This is a genomic window from Pseudomonas sp. ADPe (assembly GCF_014843515.1).
Taxonomy (GTDB): Bacteria; Pseudomonadota; Gammaproteobacteria; order Pseudomonadales; family Pseudomonadaceae; genus Pseudomonas; species Pseudomonas citronellolis.
The window spans coordinates 4,722,751-4,739,722 of sequence record NZ_CP062122.1; the positions used below are offsets into that span (position 1 = coordinate 4,722,751).

Annotated in this window: 14 protein-coding genes; 1 reads left to right on the forward strand and 13 read right to left on the reverse strand. The window is 70.2% G+C overall.

Features of this window, described 5'->3' with window-relative positions; genetic code table 11:
- Positions 1-44: 44 nt before the first annotated feature.
- The 10 genes from IG194_RS21465 to galB form a co-directional block, all read right to left on the reverse strand.
- On the reverse strand, positions 45-2,276 hold the full coding sequence (locus IG194_RS21465; RefSeq protein ID WP_058488693.1) for a TonB-dependent siderophore receptor: 2,232 nt from the start codon (positions 2,274-2,276) through the stop codon (positions 45-47).
- 75 nt (positions 2,277-2,351) lie between these two features.
- Positions 2,352-3,698, reverse strand: coding sequence for a sensor histidine kinase (locus tag IG194_RS21470; RefSeq protein WP_058488694.1), 1,347 nt, complete (start codon positions 3,696-3,698; stop codon positions 2,352-2,354).
- Positions 3,698-4,402 carry a response regulator transcription factor gene (locus tag IG194_RS21475; RefSeq protein WP_058488695.1) on the reverse strand — a complete coding sequence of 235 codons (705 nt, stop codon included), beginning with the start codon at positions 4,400-4,402 and terminating at the stop codon, positions 3,698-3,700. The genes IG194_RS21470 and IG194_RS21475 overlap by 1 nt, the downstream gene beginning before the upstream one ends.
- A 136-nt stretch (positions 4,403-4,538) precedes the next feature.
- On the reverse strand, positions 4,539-5,348 hold the full coding sequence (locus IG194_RS21480) for an ABC transporter ATP-binding protein (RefSeq protein ID WP_058070514.1): 810 nt from the start codon (positions 5,346-5,348) through the stop codon (positions 4,539-4,541).
- Positions 5,345-6,385, reverse strand: coding sequence for a FecCD family ABC transporter permease (locus IG194_RS21485; protein ID WP_058488696.1), 1,041 nt, complete (start codon positions 6,383-6,385; stop codon positions 5,345-5,347). Before IG194_RS21485 ends, IG194_RS21480 begins: the two co-directional genes overlap by 4 nt.
- Complete coding sequence (locus IG194_RS21490) at positions 6,382-7,392, reverse strand: FecCD family ABC transporter permease (RefSeq protein WP_176707138.1); 1,011 nt, start codon at positions 7,390-7,392, stop codon at positions 6,382-6,384. The genes IG194_RS21485 and IG194_RS21490 overlap by 4 nt, the downstream gene beginning before the upstream one ends.
- Entirely contained in the window at positions 7,392-8,324 is a 933-nt protein-coding gene (locus tag IG194_RS21495) for an ABC transporter substrate-binding protein (RefSeq protein ID WP_009618348.1), read from the reverse strand. The genes IG194_RS21490 and IG194_RS21495 overlap by 1 nt, the downstream gene beginning before the upstream one ends.
- 155 nt (positions 8,325-8,479) lie before the next feature.
- A complete protein-coding gene (locus tag IG194_RS21500) occupies positions 8,480-9,559 on the reverse strand; it encodes a 4-oxalomesaconate tautomerase (protein WP_058488697.1) in 1,080 nt (359 codons plus the stop codon).
- A gap of 2 nt (positions 9,560-9,561) precedes the next feature.
- Positions 9,562-10,278 (reverse strand): 4-carboxy-4-hydroxy-2-oxoadipate aldolase/oxaloacetate decarboxylase, encoded by a 717-nt coding sequence (locus IG194_RS21505; RefSeq protein WP_058488698.1) that lies wholly within the window; start codon positions 10,276-10,278, stop codon positions 9,562-9,564.
- Positions 10,275-11,009: a 4-oxalmesaconate hydratase gene (galB, locus tag IG194_RS21510; RefSeq protein ID WP_058488699.1), complete on the reverse strand. Its 735-nt coding sequence runs from the start codon at positions 11,007-11,009 to the stop codon at positions 10,275-10,277. The genes IG194_RS21505 and galB overlap by 4 nt, the downstream gene beginning before the upstream one ends.
- A 156-nt stretch (positions 11,010-11,165) precedes the next feature.
- On the opposite strand from galB, the gene IG194_RS21515 reads away from it, so the two are divergent.
- Positions 11,166-12,371 carry a LysR family transcriptional regulator gene (locus tag IG194_RS21515; RefSeq protein ID WP_058488700.1) on the forward strand — a complete coding sequence of 402 codons (1,206 nt, stop codon included), beginning with the start codon at positions 11,166-11,168 and terminating at the stop codon, positions 12,369-12,371.
- A gap of 494 nt (positions 12,372-12,865) precedes the next feature.
- On the opposite strand, the gene IG194_RS21520 is transcribed toward IG194_RS21515, so the two are convergent.
- The 3 genes from IG194_RS21520 to IG194_RS21530 form a co-directional block, all read right to left on the reverse strand.
- Positions 12,866-14,116: an OprD family porin gene (locus tag IG194_RS21520; protein ID WP_082996190.1), complete on the reverse strand. Its 1,251-nt coding sequence runs from the start codon at positions 14,114-14,116 to the stop codon at positions 12,866-12,868.
- A gap of 89 nt (positions 14,117-14,205) precedes the next feature.
- The gene (locus IG194_RS21525) at positions 14,206-15,468 is read right to left on the reverse strand and encodes a gallate dioxygenase (RefSeq protein WP_043272481.1); all 1,263 of its coding nucleotides are present in this window, start codon (positions 15,466-15,468) and stop codon (positions 14,206-14,208) included.
- 21 nt (positions 15,469-15,489) lie between these two features.
- Positions 15,490-16,845: an MFS transporter gene (locus IG194_RS21530; RefSeq protein WP_009618369.1), complete on the reverse strand. Its 1,356-nt coding sequence runs from the start codon at positions 16,843-16,845 to the stop codon at positions 15,490-15,492.
- Positions 16,846-16,972: the final 127 nt, after the last annotated feature.

The window sequence follows — 16,972 nt, forward strand, 5'->3', positions numbered from 1 at the left end:
ATCTCGTCTGCCGGCCCCCGCCGGGAGCGGGGGCCGGGTGGTCCTCAGAAGGACGCGGTCAGGCTGGTGTAGAGGGTGCGGCCGGGTTCGTTGTAGGTGGCGGCGCCGGCGCCGGCGATGTTGGTCACGCCCTGGGCGTTGCCGGCGCGGTACAGGCGCTTGTCGAAGATGTTGTCGACGCCGGCGGTGACGCTGAGGTTCTTGCTGATCTTGTAGGTGCCGCTGGCGCCGGTCAGCGCGTAGGGCGAGAGCTGGTCGTTGGCGCTGCCGGTCACGCGGTTGCCTTGGTAGTCGTACTTCTTCGGCTTCTGCTTGCCGTACCAGGCCACGCTCAGTTGCAGCGAGAGGTCGTCGCTGGCCTGCCAGTCGAGCATGGAGTTGAGGGTGTACTTCGGCGTCACCGAGAGCACGTCGCCGGTTTCCTTGTTCTTCGACTGCAGCATGTAGGTGAAGTTGTTGTTCCAGGTCAGCTGCGCGGCCAGCGGGACGCTCAGGGTGCCTTCCAGGCCCTCGACCAGCGCCTTGGGCACGTTCTCCCACTGGTAGATCGCGGCGTTGGCGTAGCTGCCGGTGCCGCCGGTCGCGTTGCCCACCGGGGTCAGGCCGGAGTCGATCTTGTTCTTGTAGTCGTTGCGGAAGTAGGTCAGCCCGGCGACCCAGCCGTCGTCCTTGAACTCGATGCCCAGTTCCTTGTTGACGCTGGTCTCGGCCTTGAGGTTCTCGTTGCCCTGCAGGTAGCAGCTGGTGCTCTGCCCGTAGCAGCCCTGGCCGCGGCTGTAGAGCAGGTAGTCGGGGTTGAGCTGGTACAGGTTCGGCGCCTTGTAGGCGCGGGCGATGCCGGCCTTCAGGGTGAGGGTGTCGGTCAGCGCGTGGGACAGGTTGAGCGACGGGCTCCAGTTGTCGCCGACGATGCTGTGGTGGTCGAAGCGCAGCGCCGGGGTGAGCATGGTGCCGGGCAGGATCTCGATGTTGTCTTCGGCGAACAGCGAGAAGATCTGCGCCTGCGAGGTGGTGTCGCGGCCGCTGCTGGTCAGGCCTGCGACCGAGCCGCCCTCGGTGGTGGTCTGGGTGTTGGCGCTGGGGTCGTCGAGCTTCTGCTGGTTCCACTCGCTGCCCAGGGTCAGGGTCTGGTCGCGCCAGGCGTGCAGCGGCAGGTTGACCTCGCCGTGGGCGGTCAGGTCGCGCAGGGTCGAGGTGTAGAAGTCGGTGTTGCTGAAGATGCCCTCGGTGCCGCCGGCCAGGCCTTCGTTGATGCGGCTGTTGCGCGTCTTCTCGTACTGCAGGTAGGCCATCGAGCTGCCGAAGTCCCAGTCGCCGCGGTGGGTGACCGAGTAGTTCTCGCGGTACATGATGTTGGTCTCGTGACCCAGCATGCTCTTCACGTTGGCGTTGCTGTTGGTGTTCTGGGTGTCGCCGGTGTAGATGTTGCCCTGGCGGCTGAAGCCGCTTTCGAACTCGAGGCTCTGGTTGGGCGCCAGTTTCCAGCTCAGCTGGCCGTTGATGTCCTTGTTGCGCACGCCTTCGCGGCCGGCGGGGAGGGTGCCGGCCTGGTTGCCGGTGCGCGCCGATTCGTGGCCGGCGTTGATGTCCCAGTCGTCGGCGTCGGTCTTGGCCAGGTTGCCGTAGACGCGGTAGCTGAGGGTATCGGTCAGCGGGCCGTTGAGGCCGAAGCTCACGCGCTTGCTGGCGCCTTCGTCGCCGTGCTGCGGGAAGTTCTGGTAGACGGTGAGGTTGCCGTGGGTTTGCTTGGCCGCCTGCTTGGTGATGATGTTCACCACCCCGCCCATGGCGCCGGAGCCGTAGCGCGCCGCCGCCGGGCCGCGGATGACTTCGATGCGCTCGACCTGGTCGGCCGGCACCCAGTTGGTGTCGCCGCGGGTGTCGCGCTCGCCGCGCCAGCCGTAGCGCACCGAGCTGCGGCTGCTGACCGGCTTGCCGTCGACCAGGATCAGGGTGTTCTCCGGGCCCATGCCGCGGATGTCGATCTGCCGGTTGTTGCCGCGCTGGCCGCTGGTGGAGTTGCCGGTGAGGTTGACCCCCGGCATGGTGCGGATGATCTGCGACAGGTCGTTGGCCGGCGGGCGCTTGGCGATGTCCTCGGCGGTGATGACGGACACGCCCGGGGCCTGCTTGGTCTCTTCCTGGGCGGTGGCGACCACGGTCTGGCTGTCCAGTTCGACGGGCTGCTCGTCCTGGCTGGCGGCATGGACGGCGCTGGCCAGCAGGCAGCTGGACAGCAGCAGGAAGGGGACTAGGGGTTGGGCACGGGACGACATCTTCGATCTCCGGAAGTTCAGCCTGAAGGCGAGAGATCGAAGATGATAATTACTCACAATTGCGAGTAAAGCGCATTAACTTTCTAAACACTTCCAGGCCGCCGGCAACAGCAGGTGCAGGCACAGGCCGGGGTGGGCGTTGGTGGCCCACAGGCGGCCGCCCTGCAGCTCGATGGCGCGGCGGGCGATGGCCAGGCCCAGGCCGAAGCCGGCGCCGCTGCCTTCCAGGCGCTGGTAGGGCTCGAAGATGCGCTCAAGGTCGGCCTCGGCCACGCCGGGGCCCTGGTCGCGCAGGCACAGGTGCCAGTGCCGGCCTTCGCGCCAGCCGTCGAGGCTGACGCGGCCGCCCGCCGGCGAATGGCGGATGGCGTTGCGCAGCAGGTTCTCCAGGGCCTGGGCCAGGCTGTCCAGGTGTACCTGCACGCAGCATTCGGTGCCCAGCGAGCAGGGCAGGCGCGCGGGCTCCCAGCCGCTTTCGAAGCAGGCGTCCTCGCGCAGCGCTTCCCACACCGAGAGCACCAGCACCGGTTCGGTGGGCAACTGCGGGCGCTCGGTGTCCATCCAGGCCAGGTCGAGGGTGTCTTCCAGCAGCCGCTGCATGTCGGCCACTTCGCGGCCCAGGCGCTGGCGCAACTGCTCCGGCGGCAGCTCGCCGTCGTGGGCGATGCGCAGCCGCGCCAGGGGCGTGCGCAGTTCGTGGGACAGGGTGCGCAGCAGCAGGCGCTGCTGGGCCAGGCTCTGGCGCAGGCGCGCGGCCATGTGTTCGAAGGCCTGGGCCAGTTCGCCCAGTTCGTCGCGGCGCTCCTGCAGCGGCAGGCCGGGGCTGTCGAGGTCGTCGGCGCGCAGGGCGTCGGCGCGGTCGCGCAGGCGGTTGAGCGGCACCACCAGGTGGCGGTACAGGGCCAGGCCCAGCAGCAGGGCCAGCAGGGTCGGCGCCACGCCGTGGGTGATGACGTGGGTCCAGGGCGTCAGGCCGCTGGGCAGCAGGCGCTCGGGCAGCTGGATGACCAGGCGGCCGTCCTCGGGGCGTTCGGGGAATTCGATGCTGACGTAGGGCAGCTCGTCCTGCAGGCGCCGGCTCATGGGCCAGTCGAGCTTGCGCATGAAGGTCAGGTGGCTGGCCTCCTCGGCGCTCAGCGGCGTGGTGCCGAGGCTTTCCAGGCGCGGGCCGACCAGGGCGACCCAGGTGTCTTCCTCGCGCTCCAGCTGGCGGCGGAAGGCTTCGGCGCCGGCCGTGCCGCCCTGGCGCCAGGCCTGCTCAGCCTGCTGGGCGTAGCGCGCGAGGTAGAGGCGGTCGGCTTCGTCGAGGAAGTAGGTGCTGCGTTCCACCGACAGGCCCCAGTTCCAGATCAGCCAGGTCAGCGTCAGGCAGAAACCCACCTGCAGCAGGGCCAGCTTCCACAGCAGCGGGTGGCGGCGCATCAGGCGCCGTCCGTTTCGACCAGCACGTAGCCCTGGCCGCGCACCGCCTGGATCTGCAGGTGCTGCGCGCCGATGGCGGCGAGCTTGCGGCGCAGGTTGCAGACGTGCACGTCCAGGCCGCGGTCCAGGCGGGTGTAGGCGCGGTGCAGCACGCTCTGGTAGAGGAAGGCCTTGCTCAGCGCCTCGCCGGGGTGTGCGCGCAAGGTCGCCAGCAGGCGATACTCGGAGCCGGTGAGGCCGGCGGCGCGGCCCTGGTGGGTGACGTCGCGGGCCTCCTCGTCGAGGGTCAGCTCGCCGTCCCGGGGGGCCTCGGCCGGGCGTCGGTCGAGGGCCACGCGGCGCAGCAGGGCGTCGACCCGGGCGTCCAGCTCGGCCAGGCTGAAGGGCTTGGGCAGGTAGTCGTCGGCGCCGCGGGTGAAGCCGCTGATGCGGTCCTGCTCGGCGCCCAGGGCGGACATCAGCATCACCGGCACGGTCTGCCGGCGGCGCAGTTCGTCGAGCAGGCTGAGGCCGTCGACGCCGGGCAGCATGATGTCCAGCAGCACCAGGTCGAAGCGGCCCTCGCGCAGCGCGGCCAGGCCCTGGGTGCCGTTCTCGCAGGCGTGCACGGCGAAGCCGCGGGCCTGGAAGTGGCGTTCCAGGGCCGGGCGCAGGTGGGCGTCGTCTTCCACGAGGAGTAGTTGCGGTGACACGTGATCGGCCATGGATGAGAACAAAAAGCAATTGCAAATGATCCCACTGGCGGTGGGGGCGGGGCAATGGCTGGGTGCTGGCATTTCGTCGCATCTGAGTGCTGGGGGAATGGGATGGTGCTTTTCGTAGGAGCGAGCAAGCTCGCTCCTACGAAAAGCAGGCTCGCACCCGACTGGCCCCGACGATCAGCGGCGTGCCGCTGTACGGATCGCTCAGCAACGTACAGCGCACGCCATACAGCGCCTCCACCAGTTCCGCCGTCACCACCCGGGCCGGCGCGCCTTCGGCCAGCACCTGGCCGCCCTTCATCGCCACCAGGTGGTCGGCGTAGCGGCAGGCGCTGGACAGGTCGTGGACCACCATCACCACCGTCTTGCCGGCCTCGGCCAGGTGGCGGATCAGTTCGAAGACCTCGATCTGGTGGCCCAGGTCAAGCGCCGAGGTGGGTTCGTCGAGCAGCAGCAGCGGGGTGTCCTGGGCGATGGCCATGGCGATCCAGGCGCGCTGGCGCTGGCCGCCGGACATGGATTCCAGCGGCCGCTCGGCCAGCTCGCCGAGGTCGGCGGCGGCCAGGGCGGCGTCCACCACCTGCTGGTCCTCGGCGCTCCATTGCTGGAACAGGCCCTGGTGCGGCTGGCGGCCGAAGCGGATCAGCTCGGCCACGGTGAGGCCGTCCGGGGCGCTGGCGTCCTGGGGCAGCAGCGCCAGGCGCCGCGCCACTTCTTTCGACGGCAGGCTGGCGATGGCCTTGCCGTCGAGCAGCACGGCGCCGCCGCTGGGCTTCTGCAGGCGCGCCAGGCCCGCCAGCAGGGTGGACTTGCCGCAGCCGTTGGGGCCGACGATGGCGGTGACCTGGCCGGCCGGCAGGCGCAGGTCCAGGCCTTCGATGATCGGCCGCTTGCCGTAGGCCATGCACAGGCCGCGGGTTTCCAGCGGGGCGACGGGGTTCGGGTTCATGGCTGTCTCCCGGAGGGTTGGCGCAGGATGATCCACAGCAGGTAGGGCGCGCCTATCACCGCCATGACGATGCCCACGGGGATTTCGATGGGCGCCAGCAGGGTGCGCCCCAACCAGTCGGCCAGCAGCGTCAGCAGGGCGCCGGCCAGGGCCGCGTTGAGCACCGGCACGCCGTGCTGGCCGCCCAGGTAGCGCGCCGCCTCGGGGGCGATCAGCGCCACCAGGCCGACCGGCCCGGCCACCGCCACGGCCAGCCCGGTGAGGGCCACGCTCAGCGCCAGGGTGGCGATGCGCATGGCGCCCAGGCGCACGCCCAGGCCGATGGCCACGCTGTCGGAGAAGCGCATCGTCGTCAGCGGCCGCGTCAGCAGGCGCGCCGCCGGCAGGCCCAGGGCCAGGCCGCCGGCCAGCAGCCACACGGCCAGCGGCGGGCGGGCGTTGAGGCTGCCGACGGTCCAGGGGTAGGCGGCGTTGGCCGCGTCTATGTCGGCGCGGGCCAGCATCAGGTTGGTCAGGGCGCCGAACAGCGCGCCTATGCCCAGGCCGACGACGATGAAGCGATAGCCGCGGGCGCCGGCCCCGGCCGCGAGCAGGAAGGTCAGCGCAGCAGCGCTGGCGGCGCCGGTCAGGGCCAGCGCGGAGGGCGCCAGGCTGGTCGGCACCGCGACTATGGAGGCCACGGCGAAGGCGGTGGCGCCGTTGTCCAGGCCGACCATGCCGGGGGTGGCCAGGCGGTTGCGCGCCAGGGTCTGCATCAGGCAGCCGGCGGCGCCCAGGGCGGCGCCGCTGAGCAGGCCGGCGAGCAGGCGCGGCAGGCGCAGTTCGCGCACCAGCAGTTGCTGGAAGGGGTCGCCGTGCCCGAGCAGGGTGGCGATGGCCTGGCCGGCGCCGAGGCCGTCGCCGCTCAGGCAGAACACGAAGGCGGCGGCCAGTGTTGCCAGCAACGCCAGGCCGACCATGAGGCTGCGGCGGTGCCAGAGCAGCGACAGCCGGCCCAGGCGCAGCAGGCCGTAGCCGTGGGGAGAGGGCGCGTTCATTGGCGTTGCAGCGTCGGCAGGCGGTGCGAGCGCACCACGGCGATGAGGATGGGCGCGCCGACGAAGGCGGTGACCACCCCCACCGGCATCTCGTAGGGGCGCACCAGCAGGCGCGCGATTATGTCGGCCAGCAGCAGTACGCAGGGCCCCAGCAGCAGGCACAGGCCGAAGCAGCTGCGGATGTCGCTGCCCACCAGGCGGCGGGCGATGAAGGGCACGATCAGACCGAGGAAGGCGATGGGGCCGGCGGCGGCATTGGCCGTGCCCACCAGCAGCGCCACCGCCAGCAGGGTGGCCAGGCGCACCCGCTGCGGGTGGTGGCCGAGGCCGCTGGCCACGCGTTCGCCCAGGGCCAGGGCGGCCAGCGGGCGGACCAGCGGCAGCGCCACCAGCAGGCCGAGCAGCAGCCCCGGCAGGCTCCAGTGCAGGGTATCCAGCGGCCGGCCGGCGAGGCTGCCGACCACCCAGAAGCGCACTTCGTCGGCGGTGCGCTGGTCCCACAGCAGCACCAGGCTGCTCAGGGCGGTGAGCAGACCGGAGAAGGCCACCCCGGCCAGCACCAGGCGCACCGGGTCGTCGCCCACCCCGCGCAGGCGCGACACCGCCAGCACCAGCAGGCAGCCGCCCAGGGCGCCGAGCACGGCCACCGCCAGGTTGAGGCCGGCGGCGGTGGCGCCGAGGTTGATCGCCAGGGTCACGGCGAAGGCCGAGCCGGCGCTGACGCCCAGCAGGCCGGGCTCGGCCAGCGGGTTGCGCGTCACCGATTGCAACAGCAGGCCGGCGGCGCCCAGGGCCATGCCCACCAGCAGGGCCAGCTCGGTGCGCGCCAGGCGCAGCACGCCGACGACGAAGCGGGTGTCTTCGTCGGCACCGCCGAACAGGGCTTGCAGGCTGGCCCAGGGCCCGGCATCACCGGCGCCCAGCAGCAGGCTGGCCAGGCACAGCAGCAACAGAAGCGAAGCCGCCAGCCCGAGGGCCAGCGGCAAGGGCAGGCGCGCGGGCAGCATCAGTTGGCCAGCGCCTTCTCCACGTCATCCAGCACCTGCTGGGCGGCCAGGTAGCCGGAGCTGCTGCTCCAGATCTGCCCGTCGACGCTGGCCAGGTGCCCGGCCCGCACCGCTTTCAGGCGGGTGAAGGCCGGCTGCCGGCGGGCTTCGGCCAGGGCCTTCTCGCCGTCGGGGTTGAGGGTGGCGAGGAAGATCCAGTCGGCATCGGCCTTGGACAGGTTCTCCAGGCTGAGGATGTCGGTGTGCGGGCGCTGGGTCTGCTGCGCCGCCAGCGGGTTGGGCTGCAGGCCCAACTGGTCGAGCAACTGGCCGGCGAACAGGTGGCTGGACATCATGATCGGCCCCTGCGGGTTCCAGCGCACCACGCTGAGGCTGGTGTTGGCCGGCAGGCGCGGGCGCAGCCCGGCGATGCGCTGGTCGAGCTCCTGCAGGCGCTGCTCGGCCTCGGCGTTCCTGTCCAGGGCCGCGGCGTAGGTGCGGAAGGCCGCGCGCCAGTCGTCCAGGGCGCCGCCCTTGGGCACCACGGTGGGCGCCATCAGGCTGAGCTTGGCGTACTGCTCGCGGGTCAGGCCGGGGCTGGCCAGGATCAGGTCCGGGCGCAGCTTGAGCACCGCCTCCAGGTTGACCTCGCGCACGGTGCCCACCAGCGGCAGCTTGCCGGCCTTGGCCTTGAGGTATTCGGGGATGTCGCTGCCGCCGCGGCTGGCCAGCGCGCCCAGGGGTTGCACGCCCAGGGCGAGGGCGGCGTCCAGGGTGTTCTCGCCCAGGGCCACCACGCGCTGCGGGTGGTCCTTGACCTGCACCGGGCCGAAGGCGGTGTCCAGGGTGGCGGCGCTGGCGCCGCTGGGCAGCAGGAGCAGGAAGGCGCTGGTGACGGCGGCGGCCGCGCAGGCCAGCAGGCGGCGGGAGAGGGGAAGGGCTCGGGCTTGCATGGAGGTTTTCCTGAGGCGCCGAAGATGGCGGGCGGTTGGGAAACGCCCATAGATACGACAGAAGCGAGTTGGAATCACTCGCATTTACCGTTTTTTTACAACTGCGATGATTTGTGTCAAAGCCGCGCGGCAGGGCGCCGCGCGGTTCGCCCGGGTCAGTGGCCGGCCCACACCGCGCGGGGAATGCACACCTGGCCGTCGAACAGCAGGCGCGCGCTGCGCACCAGGCCGCAGCCGGCTACCTGGCCGTCGCGCAGGCGGATTTCCACGCTGAATTCGCCGCTGGGGTGTTCCACCGCCAGGCGCCGCACTTCGCCTTCGCCGGCGCGAGCGACGTCCTGCGCCACCGAGCCTTCGACCAGGCAGGCGCTGGCCACGCTCACCGCGCCGAACACGCCGATGGAGGCATGGCAGCGGTGCGGGATGAACGAGCGGGTGTTGATCGCCCCGCCCTGGCGCGGCGCCGAGACCAGGCACATCTTCGGCACGTTGCGCTGGCCGACGTCGCCCAGGTTCATGCGCGGGCCGGCCTGCAGGCGGATGGATTCCAGGCGCGCCTTCAGCTCGGCGTCGGCGTCCAGTTCCTCGCGGCTCTCGCAGCCGCTGCGGCCCAGGTCCTCGGCGCGCAGCAGCACCACCGGCATGCCGTTGTCGATGCAGGTGACCTCGATGCCGTCGAAAGTGTCGCGGGCGTTGCCGGTGGGCAGCAGGGTGCCGCAGCTGGAGCCGGCCACGTCGGCGAATTCCACCACCAGCGGCGCGGCGCTGCCGGGCACGCCGTCGATGCGTGTGTCGCCGGCGTATTCCACCTCGCCGTCGGGCGTGGGGACGTGCGCCACGGCGATCTGCCCGGTGTTCTCCATGAAGATGCGCACCGCCGTGCTGGCGCCGCGCACCGGCACCAGGCCGCGCTCGAGGGCGAAGGGGCCGACGCCGGCGAGGATGTTGCCGCAGTTCTGCCCGTAGTCCACCCGCGCCTCGTCCACCAGCACCTGGGCGAACAGGTAGTCGACGTCGGCGTCCTCGCGGCGCGAGGCCTGGACGATGGCGACCTTGCTGGTCAGCGGGTCGGCGCCGCCGAGGCCGTCGATCTGGCGCTTGTCCGGCGAGCCCATCACCGCCAGCAGCACGCGCTCGCGCAACCCGGCGTCGGCGGGCAGGTCGGTGCTCAGAAAGTAGGCGCCCTTGGAGGTGCCGCCACGCATGAGCAGGCAGGGGATGCGCGTCTGGCCCATGTTCAGCCTCCCAGTTCGTCGAGGCTGTCCACGTAGCGCAGGCCCTTGGCGGCCAGGCGCGGGCGCATTTCGTAGATGTCCAGGCCGAGTTCGCCGGCGGCCAGGCGCAGGCGCTTCTGTTCTTCCAAATCGGCGCGCTTGCGTGCGGCTTCCAGCACCTGGGCCGCTTCACCGTGGCGCACCACGACCACGCCGTCGTCGTCGGCGACGACGATGTCGCCGGCGTTCACCAGTTGCCCGGCGCACAGCAGCGGCAGGTTCACCGAGCCGAGCACTTCCTTCACCGTGCCCTGGGCGTTGATGGCCTTCGACCAGACTGCAAAGCCCATCTCGCGCAGGGTGTGGCTGTCGCGGATGCCGGCGTCTATGACCAGGCCGCGCACGCCGCGGGCCTTGAGCGAGGTGGCGAGCAGGTCGCCGAAGTAGCCGTCGCTGCACGGCGAGCTGGGCGCCACCACCAGCAGGTCGCCGGGGCGGCACTGCTCGACGGCGACGTGGAACATCCAGTTGTCGCCCGGCGCCACCAGCACGGTCACCGCGCTGCCGGCCACCGCCACGCCCTGCTGGATCGGGCGGATGCCGGTGTTCAGCAGGCCCTTGCGGCCCTGGGCCTCGTGCACGGTGGCCACGCCCAGGCGGCCGAGTTCGTCGATCACTTCCGGCGCAGCGCGGGGGATGTTGCGCACCACGATGCCGGTCTTGCCGATCAGCGCGCTCATGCCAGGTTCTCCGTCACGCGTGGGAACAGGCTCTGGAAGCCTTCGGCGTAGACGATGTTGCGCGCGCTGGTGATGCCGACGTTGCGCTTGGCCTGCACGCCGCGCTGCAGGGCGACGCGGGTGTAGTACTCCCACAGGTGTTCCTGGCCGGCCATGCACTGGATGGCGGCGTACTTCCTGTCCCACACGCCGGTGATGTCGAGGAAGGTGTCCGGGCGCCACTCGCACTGCTCCGGCTGGTGCGGCTCGAAGGCGTACACCGGTGGCGCGCCGACGATCTTCTCGCCCGGCTTGTAGCCCTCGGCCTGGGCGATGATGCGTGCTTCCTGGGCGAGGTTCATGGCCAGCGGGTGGTCGTAGTTGTACGGGTCTTTCAGCGAGTGGCTGAGGACGAATTCCGGCTGCACGCGGCGGAACACGTCGGCCAGGCGGAACAGGGTGTCCTTGTCGGCGCGCATCGGGTAGTCGCCGATGTCGAAGAACTCGACGCTGGCGCCGAGGATTTCGGCGGCGGCCAGGGCTTCCTCGCGGCGCGCGGCCTTGACCTTCTCTTCGGTCATCTCGCCCTTGCGCCACAGCTTGGCGGATTCGCCGCGCTCGCCGAAGGACAGGCAGACGATGTGCACGGCGTAGCCCTGCTCGGCGTGCAGGGCGATGGCGCCACCGGCGCGCCAGACGAAATCGGCGGAATGGGCGCTGACCACCAGGGCGGATTTTTGTGCTGCGTTCATGTGGGTGGGCTCCGGTTGGGAATGTGTCGAGGATGTCACCGAGGGCCACGGCGGACTAATGCGTTCAGTTGTTGGAGGTATGCGTTCTGCTTATTGCGCTTGTCCGGAGGGCTGGGCATAGTCCCGTCGGAGTGGGGCTGCGCGCCGGGAGGGGATATGAGCGACTTCGAGCTGCCGAACCTGATGCAGGTCCGCGCCTTCGTCCGCGTGGCGGACCTGGGCAGCGTGTCGCGGGCTTCGGAAGCGCTGTTCCGCGCGCAGTCGGTGGTCACCCGCGCCATTTCCGAGCTGGAGGCGCGGCTCGACGCGCCGCTGTTCGAACGCCACGCCAACGGCATGCGCCTGACCGACTACGGCGACTGCGTGCTGCCCCGCGCGCGCCGCGTGCTGGCCGAGCTGGAGAGCGTGCCCAGGGTGCTGGGCGCGGCGCCGGTGGAGCCGCTGTACCTGTTCCAGGGGCGGCGCCTGGAGGTCTTCGTCAAGCTCTGCGAGACGCGCCACATGCAGACCGTGGCCAGCCACTTCGGCCTCAGCCAGCCGGCGGTCAGCTCGGCGCTCAAGGTGCTGGAGGGCGGCTGCGGCCGGCCATTGTTCGAGCGCACCCCGCGCGGCCTGCAGCCGACGCGGGCGAGCCACGAGATCCTGTTCCCGATCCGCCGCGCGCTCAACGAGCTGCGCCACATCGAGACCGACCTCAGCGCCATGCGCGGCAGCCTGCAGGGCGTGGTGCATGTCGGCGCGTTGCCGCTGGGGCGCACGCGCATCCTGCCCGAGGCCATCGTCCGCCTCACCGCCGAGCATCCCGGGGTGCGGGTGATCACCAACGAAAGCCCGTTCGACCTGCTGGCCACCGAGTTGCGCGCCGGCGACCTGGACTTCGTCTTCGGCGCCCTGCGCTCGGCGGACTACGCCAGCGACCTGGCCGGCGAGGCGTTGCTCACCGAGGAAATGGTGCTGCTGGCGCGCCGCGGCCACCCGCTGCTGGAAGGCACCCGCGAGCTGGCGGAACTGCAGCAGGCGCGCTGGGTGCTGCCGCGCGCGGGCTCCCCGGCCCGGGGCCTGCTCGACGCCTGCTTCGCCGCTTCGGGCATGGCCGCGCCCTGGCCGGTGGTGGAGAGCGGCGACCTGGCGACCATCCGCGGCCTGCTGCTGCGCTCGGACATGCTCGCGGCGGTGTCGGCGCACCAGCTGGAACACGAGATAGCCTCCGGCGAGCTGTGCCGCCTGCCGGTGCAGTTGCAACAGACCACCCGCGCCATCGGCCTGACCTGCCGCAGCGGCTGCCTGCATTCGCCGGTGTCGGCGGCGTTGATGCAGAGCATCCGCGAGGTGGTCCAGGGGACAGGGCCCCACACCCTGTAGGAGCGGGCCCTGCCCGCGATTCGCGCGCAGGGCGCGCTCCTACAGGGGAATGGTGCGGGTGGCGTAGGGTAGGCGGATCTCATCCGCGAATCGCGCCGGAGGTTCCGGCTATCGCGGACAAGGTCCGCTCCTACGGGGGAGAATGCCATGCCTCACGGAAACCTGTAGGAGCGGGCCCTGCCCGCGATTTCGCGCGCAGGGCGCGCTCCTACATGGGAATGGTGTGGGTGGCGTAGCGTAGCGGATCTCATCCGCGAATCGCGCCGGAACGCCCGGCTATCGCGGACAAGGTCCTACGGGGGGAGAATGCCATGCCTCACGGAAACCTGTAGGAGCGGGCCCTGCCCGCGATTTCGCGCGCAGGGCGCGCTCCTACATTGGAATGGTGCGGGTGGGGCAGTCGTAGGATGGGTTGAGCGAAGCGATACCCATCGCCATGGCCGCATGGGTTTCGCAAGTTCAACCCATCCTACGAAAGCGCCTCGGCGTGGGGCCTACAGCAGGCTCAGCGGATAGCTCACGATCAATCGGTTCTCGTCGAAGCTGTTGGTCCGCCCCCAGTCGCGGCGCATGTTGGAGTTGCGCCATTTGACGTTCAGCGTCTTCAGCGGCCCCGACTGCACGGTGTAGGCCAGCTCGCTCTCGCGGGCCCATTCGGTGCCGTCGTCGGTGCTGGCGTTGTGCACGTTGTCGCCGTGGATGTAGCGGTTCATCAGCGTCAGGCCGGGCACGCCGAGGGCGGCGAAGTCGTAGTCGTGGCGCAGCTGCCAGGAGTGTTCCCTGGCGCTTTCGAAGCTGGAGCCGAAGGCGTCGTTGGCCAGGGTGCCGCCGCTGGCGCCGTTGACGCGGAACCACTCGTCGTCGCCCATGACCTTCTGCAGGCCGACGTAGAAGGTGTTGCCGCCGACCTTCGCCGAGAACATCCCCGAGGCGGTGCGGTTGTCCAGGTCGCCGGCCTTGGCGCTGCCGTCTTCCTTACCCCAGAAGTAGCCCAGGTTGGCGCCCAGCACCCAGTCGCCGAGCGGCTGGAAGTGCTGCACCTGCAGGTACTGCTGCTGGTAGATGTCCTTCAGCTCGGCGTTCCACAGGCCGACCAGGGTGCGCTCGTGGTTGAAGCGGTATTCGCCGCCGACGAAGTCGAAGCGGTCGGAGGTGTAGGCCGTGCGGTTGAACAGGCTCATGTCCTCCATGCTGGCGTCGTTGCGCGGGCTGTTCTGGCGGAATTCGCCGCCGTAGAGGGTCAGCCCGGCGAGTTCCTTCGAGGTCACCTGCGCGCCCTGGAAGGTCTGCGTCAGCGAACGACCGTCGTCGGAACGCAGGATCGGCAGCGCCGGCGCCCATTCGCCGACTTTCAGTTCGGTCTTGGAAATGCGTGCCTTGCCGGCGACCGCCAGGCGGCCGAAGTCGTCGGCCGGGCGGCCGTCGTCGTGCACCGGCAGCAGCTGGGTGCCGGCGGTGCCGCGGCCGCCATCGAGCTTGATGCTGTACAGGCCGAGCACGTCCAGGCCGAAGCCCACGGTGCCCTGGGTGAAGCCGGACTTGAAGTCGAGGATGAAGCTCTGCGTCCATTCCTCGGCCTTGCCCTGGGCGGCATCGCCGGTGTAGTCGCGGTTCATGTAGAAGTTGCGCAGGGTCAGGCTGGACTTGGCGTCGTCGAGGAAGCCTTCGGCCAGGGCCTCCAGCGGCAGGGCCGAGGCCAGGGCCAGGGTGCAGACGAGACGGTGCTTGTGGGACGGGCGGATCATTGTTGTTGTTCTCCGTTTCTTGGGCAAAGCGTCGCCGGCCAGCGGCGCGGTGGCGTCGCTGGTGGGCGGTGAAGCTGGGGGGAGCGGGGTTAGCGCGGGGCCTTGCCGGCCACCGAGTAGCGCACCTGCTGGTTGCGCGTCTTCATGAAGTCTTCCAGGCTCTGGCCGCGCATGGCGGCGTAGATGTCCAGGTTGGAGACGCCCAGCACGGCGCCGAGTTTCTCCAGCACGAAGAAGATCACCCCGTAGTGGATCAGCCCGCGCCAGTCGCGGCGGCGCAGCAGGTCGCGCTCTTCCTCGCTGAGTTCGGCCTCGGCATACAGCGCCTCGGGTTCGGCGAGGAAGCGCTGGCGCCACTGCGGCTCGATCATGCGGTGCAGGAACTTGTTCAGCCGGTAGCCCTTGGCGCTGCGCTCCAGGGTGTAGGGGTAGGTGCCTTCGAGCTGCTCGGCGCCGGCCAGCTGGTGCTGCATGTGCTGGCGGTGGCGCTCGATGGCCGGGGCCGGCAGGCGCTGGTCGCGGTTCTGCAGCAGCAGGGTGGCGATGCCGGTCATGGACGGCAGGTAGTAGTCCTGGTGCAGCTTGTCGACGCTGGCGGACAGCGCGCCGCGCATGATCAGCCAGGTGATCACCTCGGCGCCCTCCATGCCGCCGAGGGTGGCGTATTCGGCGACGGTCATTTCGGTCAGGCGCTCGGGGTCGTTGACCAGCAGCTCGATGAACTGCGCGTCCCATTCCGGGTTGTTGAAGCCGCAGCGCTCGCCGTGGACCTGGTGCGACACGCCGCCGGTGGCGACGATGGCGACCTTGAGGTCTTCCGGGTAGCTCTCGATGGCGCGGCGCAGGGCCTGGCCGAGCTTGTAGCAGCGCCGCGCGCTGGGGATCGGCAGCTGCAGCACGCCGACCTGCAGCGGCACTATCTGCAGCGGCCAGCCGTCGGCGCAGGGCAGCAGCGCCGACATCGGCGAGAAGAAGCCGTGGTCCAGCGGCTTGTCGCGGAAGAAGCTCATGTCGAACTCGTCGGCCATCAGGCTCTGTCCGATGTGCCGCGACAGCGCCGCGTGGCCACCCACCGGCGGCAGCTCGCGCGGGTTGCCGCCCTCGTCGGCGACGCCATAGCGGTCGTCGACGCCAAGGGTGAAGGCGCTGTAGTGGTCGAAGAAGAACGAGGTGACGTGGTCGTTGAAGATGTAGAAGAGCACGTCTGGGCGCTGTTCCTGGAGCCAGGCGCGGATCGGCTCGAAGCTCTTGAAGATCGGCGCCCAGGCCGCCTCTTCCTGCTTGTCGTGGTCGACGGCGAAGCCGATGGTCGGGGTGTGGGAGACGGCTAGGCCACCAATGATGCGTGCCATGACGGGGTCCTCTGGTTCAGGTTACTGCGTGGCCAGTACCTGGCTCGCGCGGCGCCGGGCGTGGCCGTTGGCCAGGATCGCCAGGGCCGCGACGAACGCCGGCAGGCCGAGGAAGGTGAACAGCAGCGGCAGGCCCAGGCCGAGGCTGAGCACCGCGCCGCCGATGAGCGAGCCGAAGATGGCGCCGAAGCGGCCGATGCCGAGCATCCAGCTTACCCCGGTGGCGCGGAACTCGGTGGGGTAGTAGCCCGGGGCGAAGGCGTTGAGGCCGGTCTGCGCGCCGCTCATGCAGAAGCCGGCGGCGGTCACGCCGACCACCAGCAGGCTGGATTCCAGGCTCAGCGCACCGAGGCTGACGATGCACAGGCCGCCCAGGGCGTAGGCGATGGCGATGACGCGGTTGGGGTTGCGCCGGTCCATGATCCAGCCGACCACGATGGCGCCGACGGTGCCGCCGATCTGGAACAGCCCGGTGATGGTGGCGGCGCGTTCGATGGACAGGCCGCCGTCGCGCAGCAGGGTGGGCAGCCAGCCCATGGTCAGGTAGATCACCAGCAGGCCCATGAAGTAGGTGGCCCACAGCGCCAGGGTGCCCAGGCGGAAGCGCCCGTCGAACAGCTGGCGCACCGGCGCCTTGTGCTGCACCGGCGGCTCGCTGACGCTGAAGCGGGTGCCTTCGGCGAAGTGCCCGCCGAGCTTGGCCAGGGCCGCGGCGATCTGCTCGGCCGGGGCCTTGCGCGCGGCCATGAAGCGCGCGGACTCGGGCAGCAGCCACAGCAGCAAGGGCAGCAGGGCCAGCGGCAGCAGGCCGCCGGCGAGCAGCACCGCCTGCCAGCCGTGGTGCGGGATCAGCCAGGCGGCGAGGAAGCCGCCCAGGCCCGAGCCCATGTTGAAGCCGGTGAACATGATGGTGATCAGCAGCGAGCGGCTGCGCTCGGGCAGGTATTCGGCCAGCAGCGTGGTGCTGTTGGGCATGGCCGCGCCCAGGGCGACGCCGGTGAGCAGGCGCAGGAAGGCCAGTTCGTAGGGGCTGCGGGCGAAGGCGCAGGCCAGGCTGAGCAGGCTGAAACCGGTCACCGCGATCAGCAGCACCTTCTTGCGGCCGAGGCGGTCGGCGTAGGGGCCGGCGGTCAGCGCGCCTATGGCCAGGCCGATCATCCCGGCGCTCATCACCGGGCCGAAGGCGGCGCGGGACAGGCCCCACTCCTGCATCAGCGACGGGGCGATGAAGCCCATCACGGCGACGTCGAAGCCGTCGAACAGGACGATGAGGAAGCACAGCGAGAGGATGAGCCACTGGTAGGCCGAGATCGGGCGGCTGTCGATCCAGTCTTTGACATCGACGGTCTCCATGCCACCGGGGTTTTGCTTGAGCATTCGCGTTCACCTTTTGTTCTTGTAGTGGTGAAAATTCCAACAGGCTTCGAAAACGATGATGACCGGCAGGAATCACCTCGCCGTTTTTCGGCGTGGGGCGACTGTAAGGCTCAAGGGGCGGGGCCTG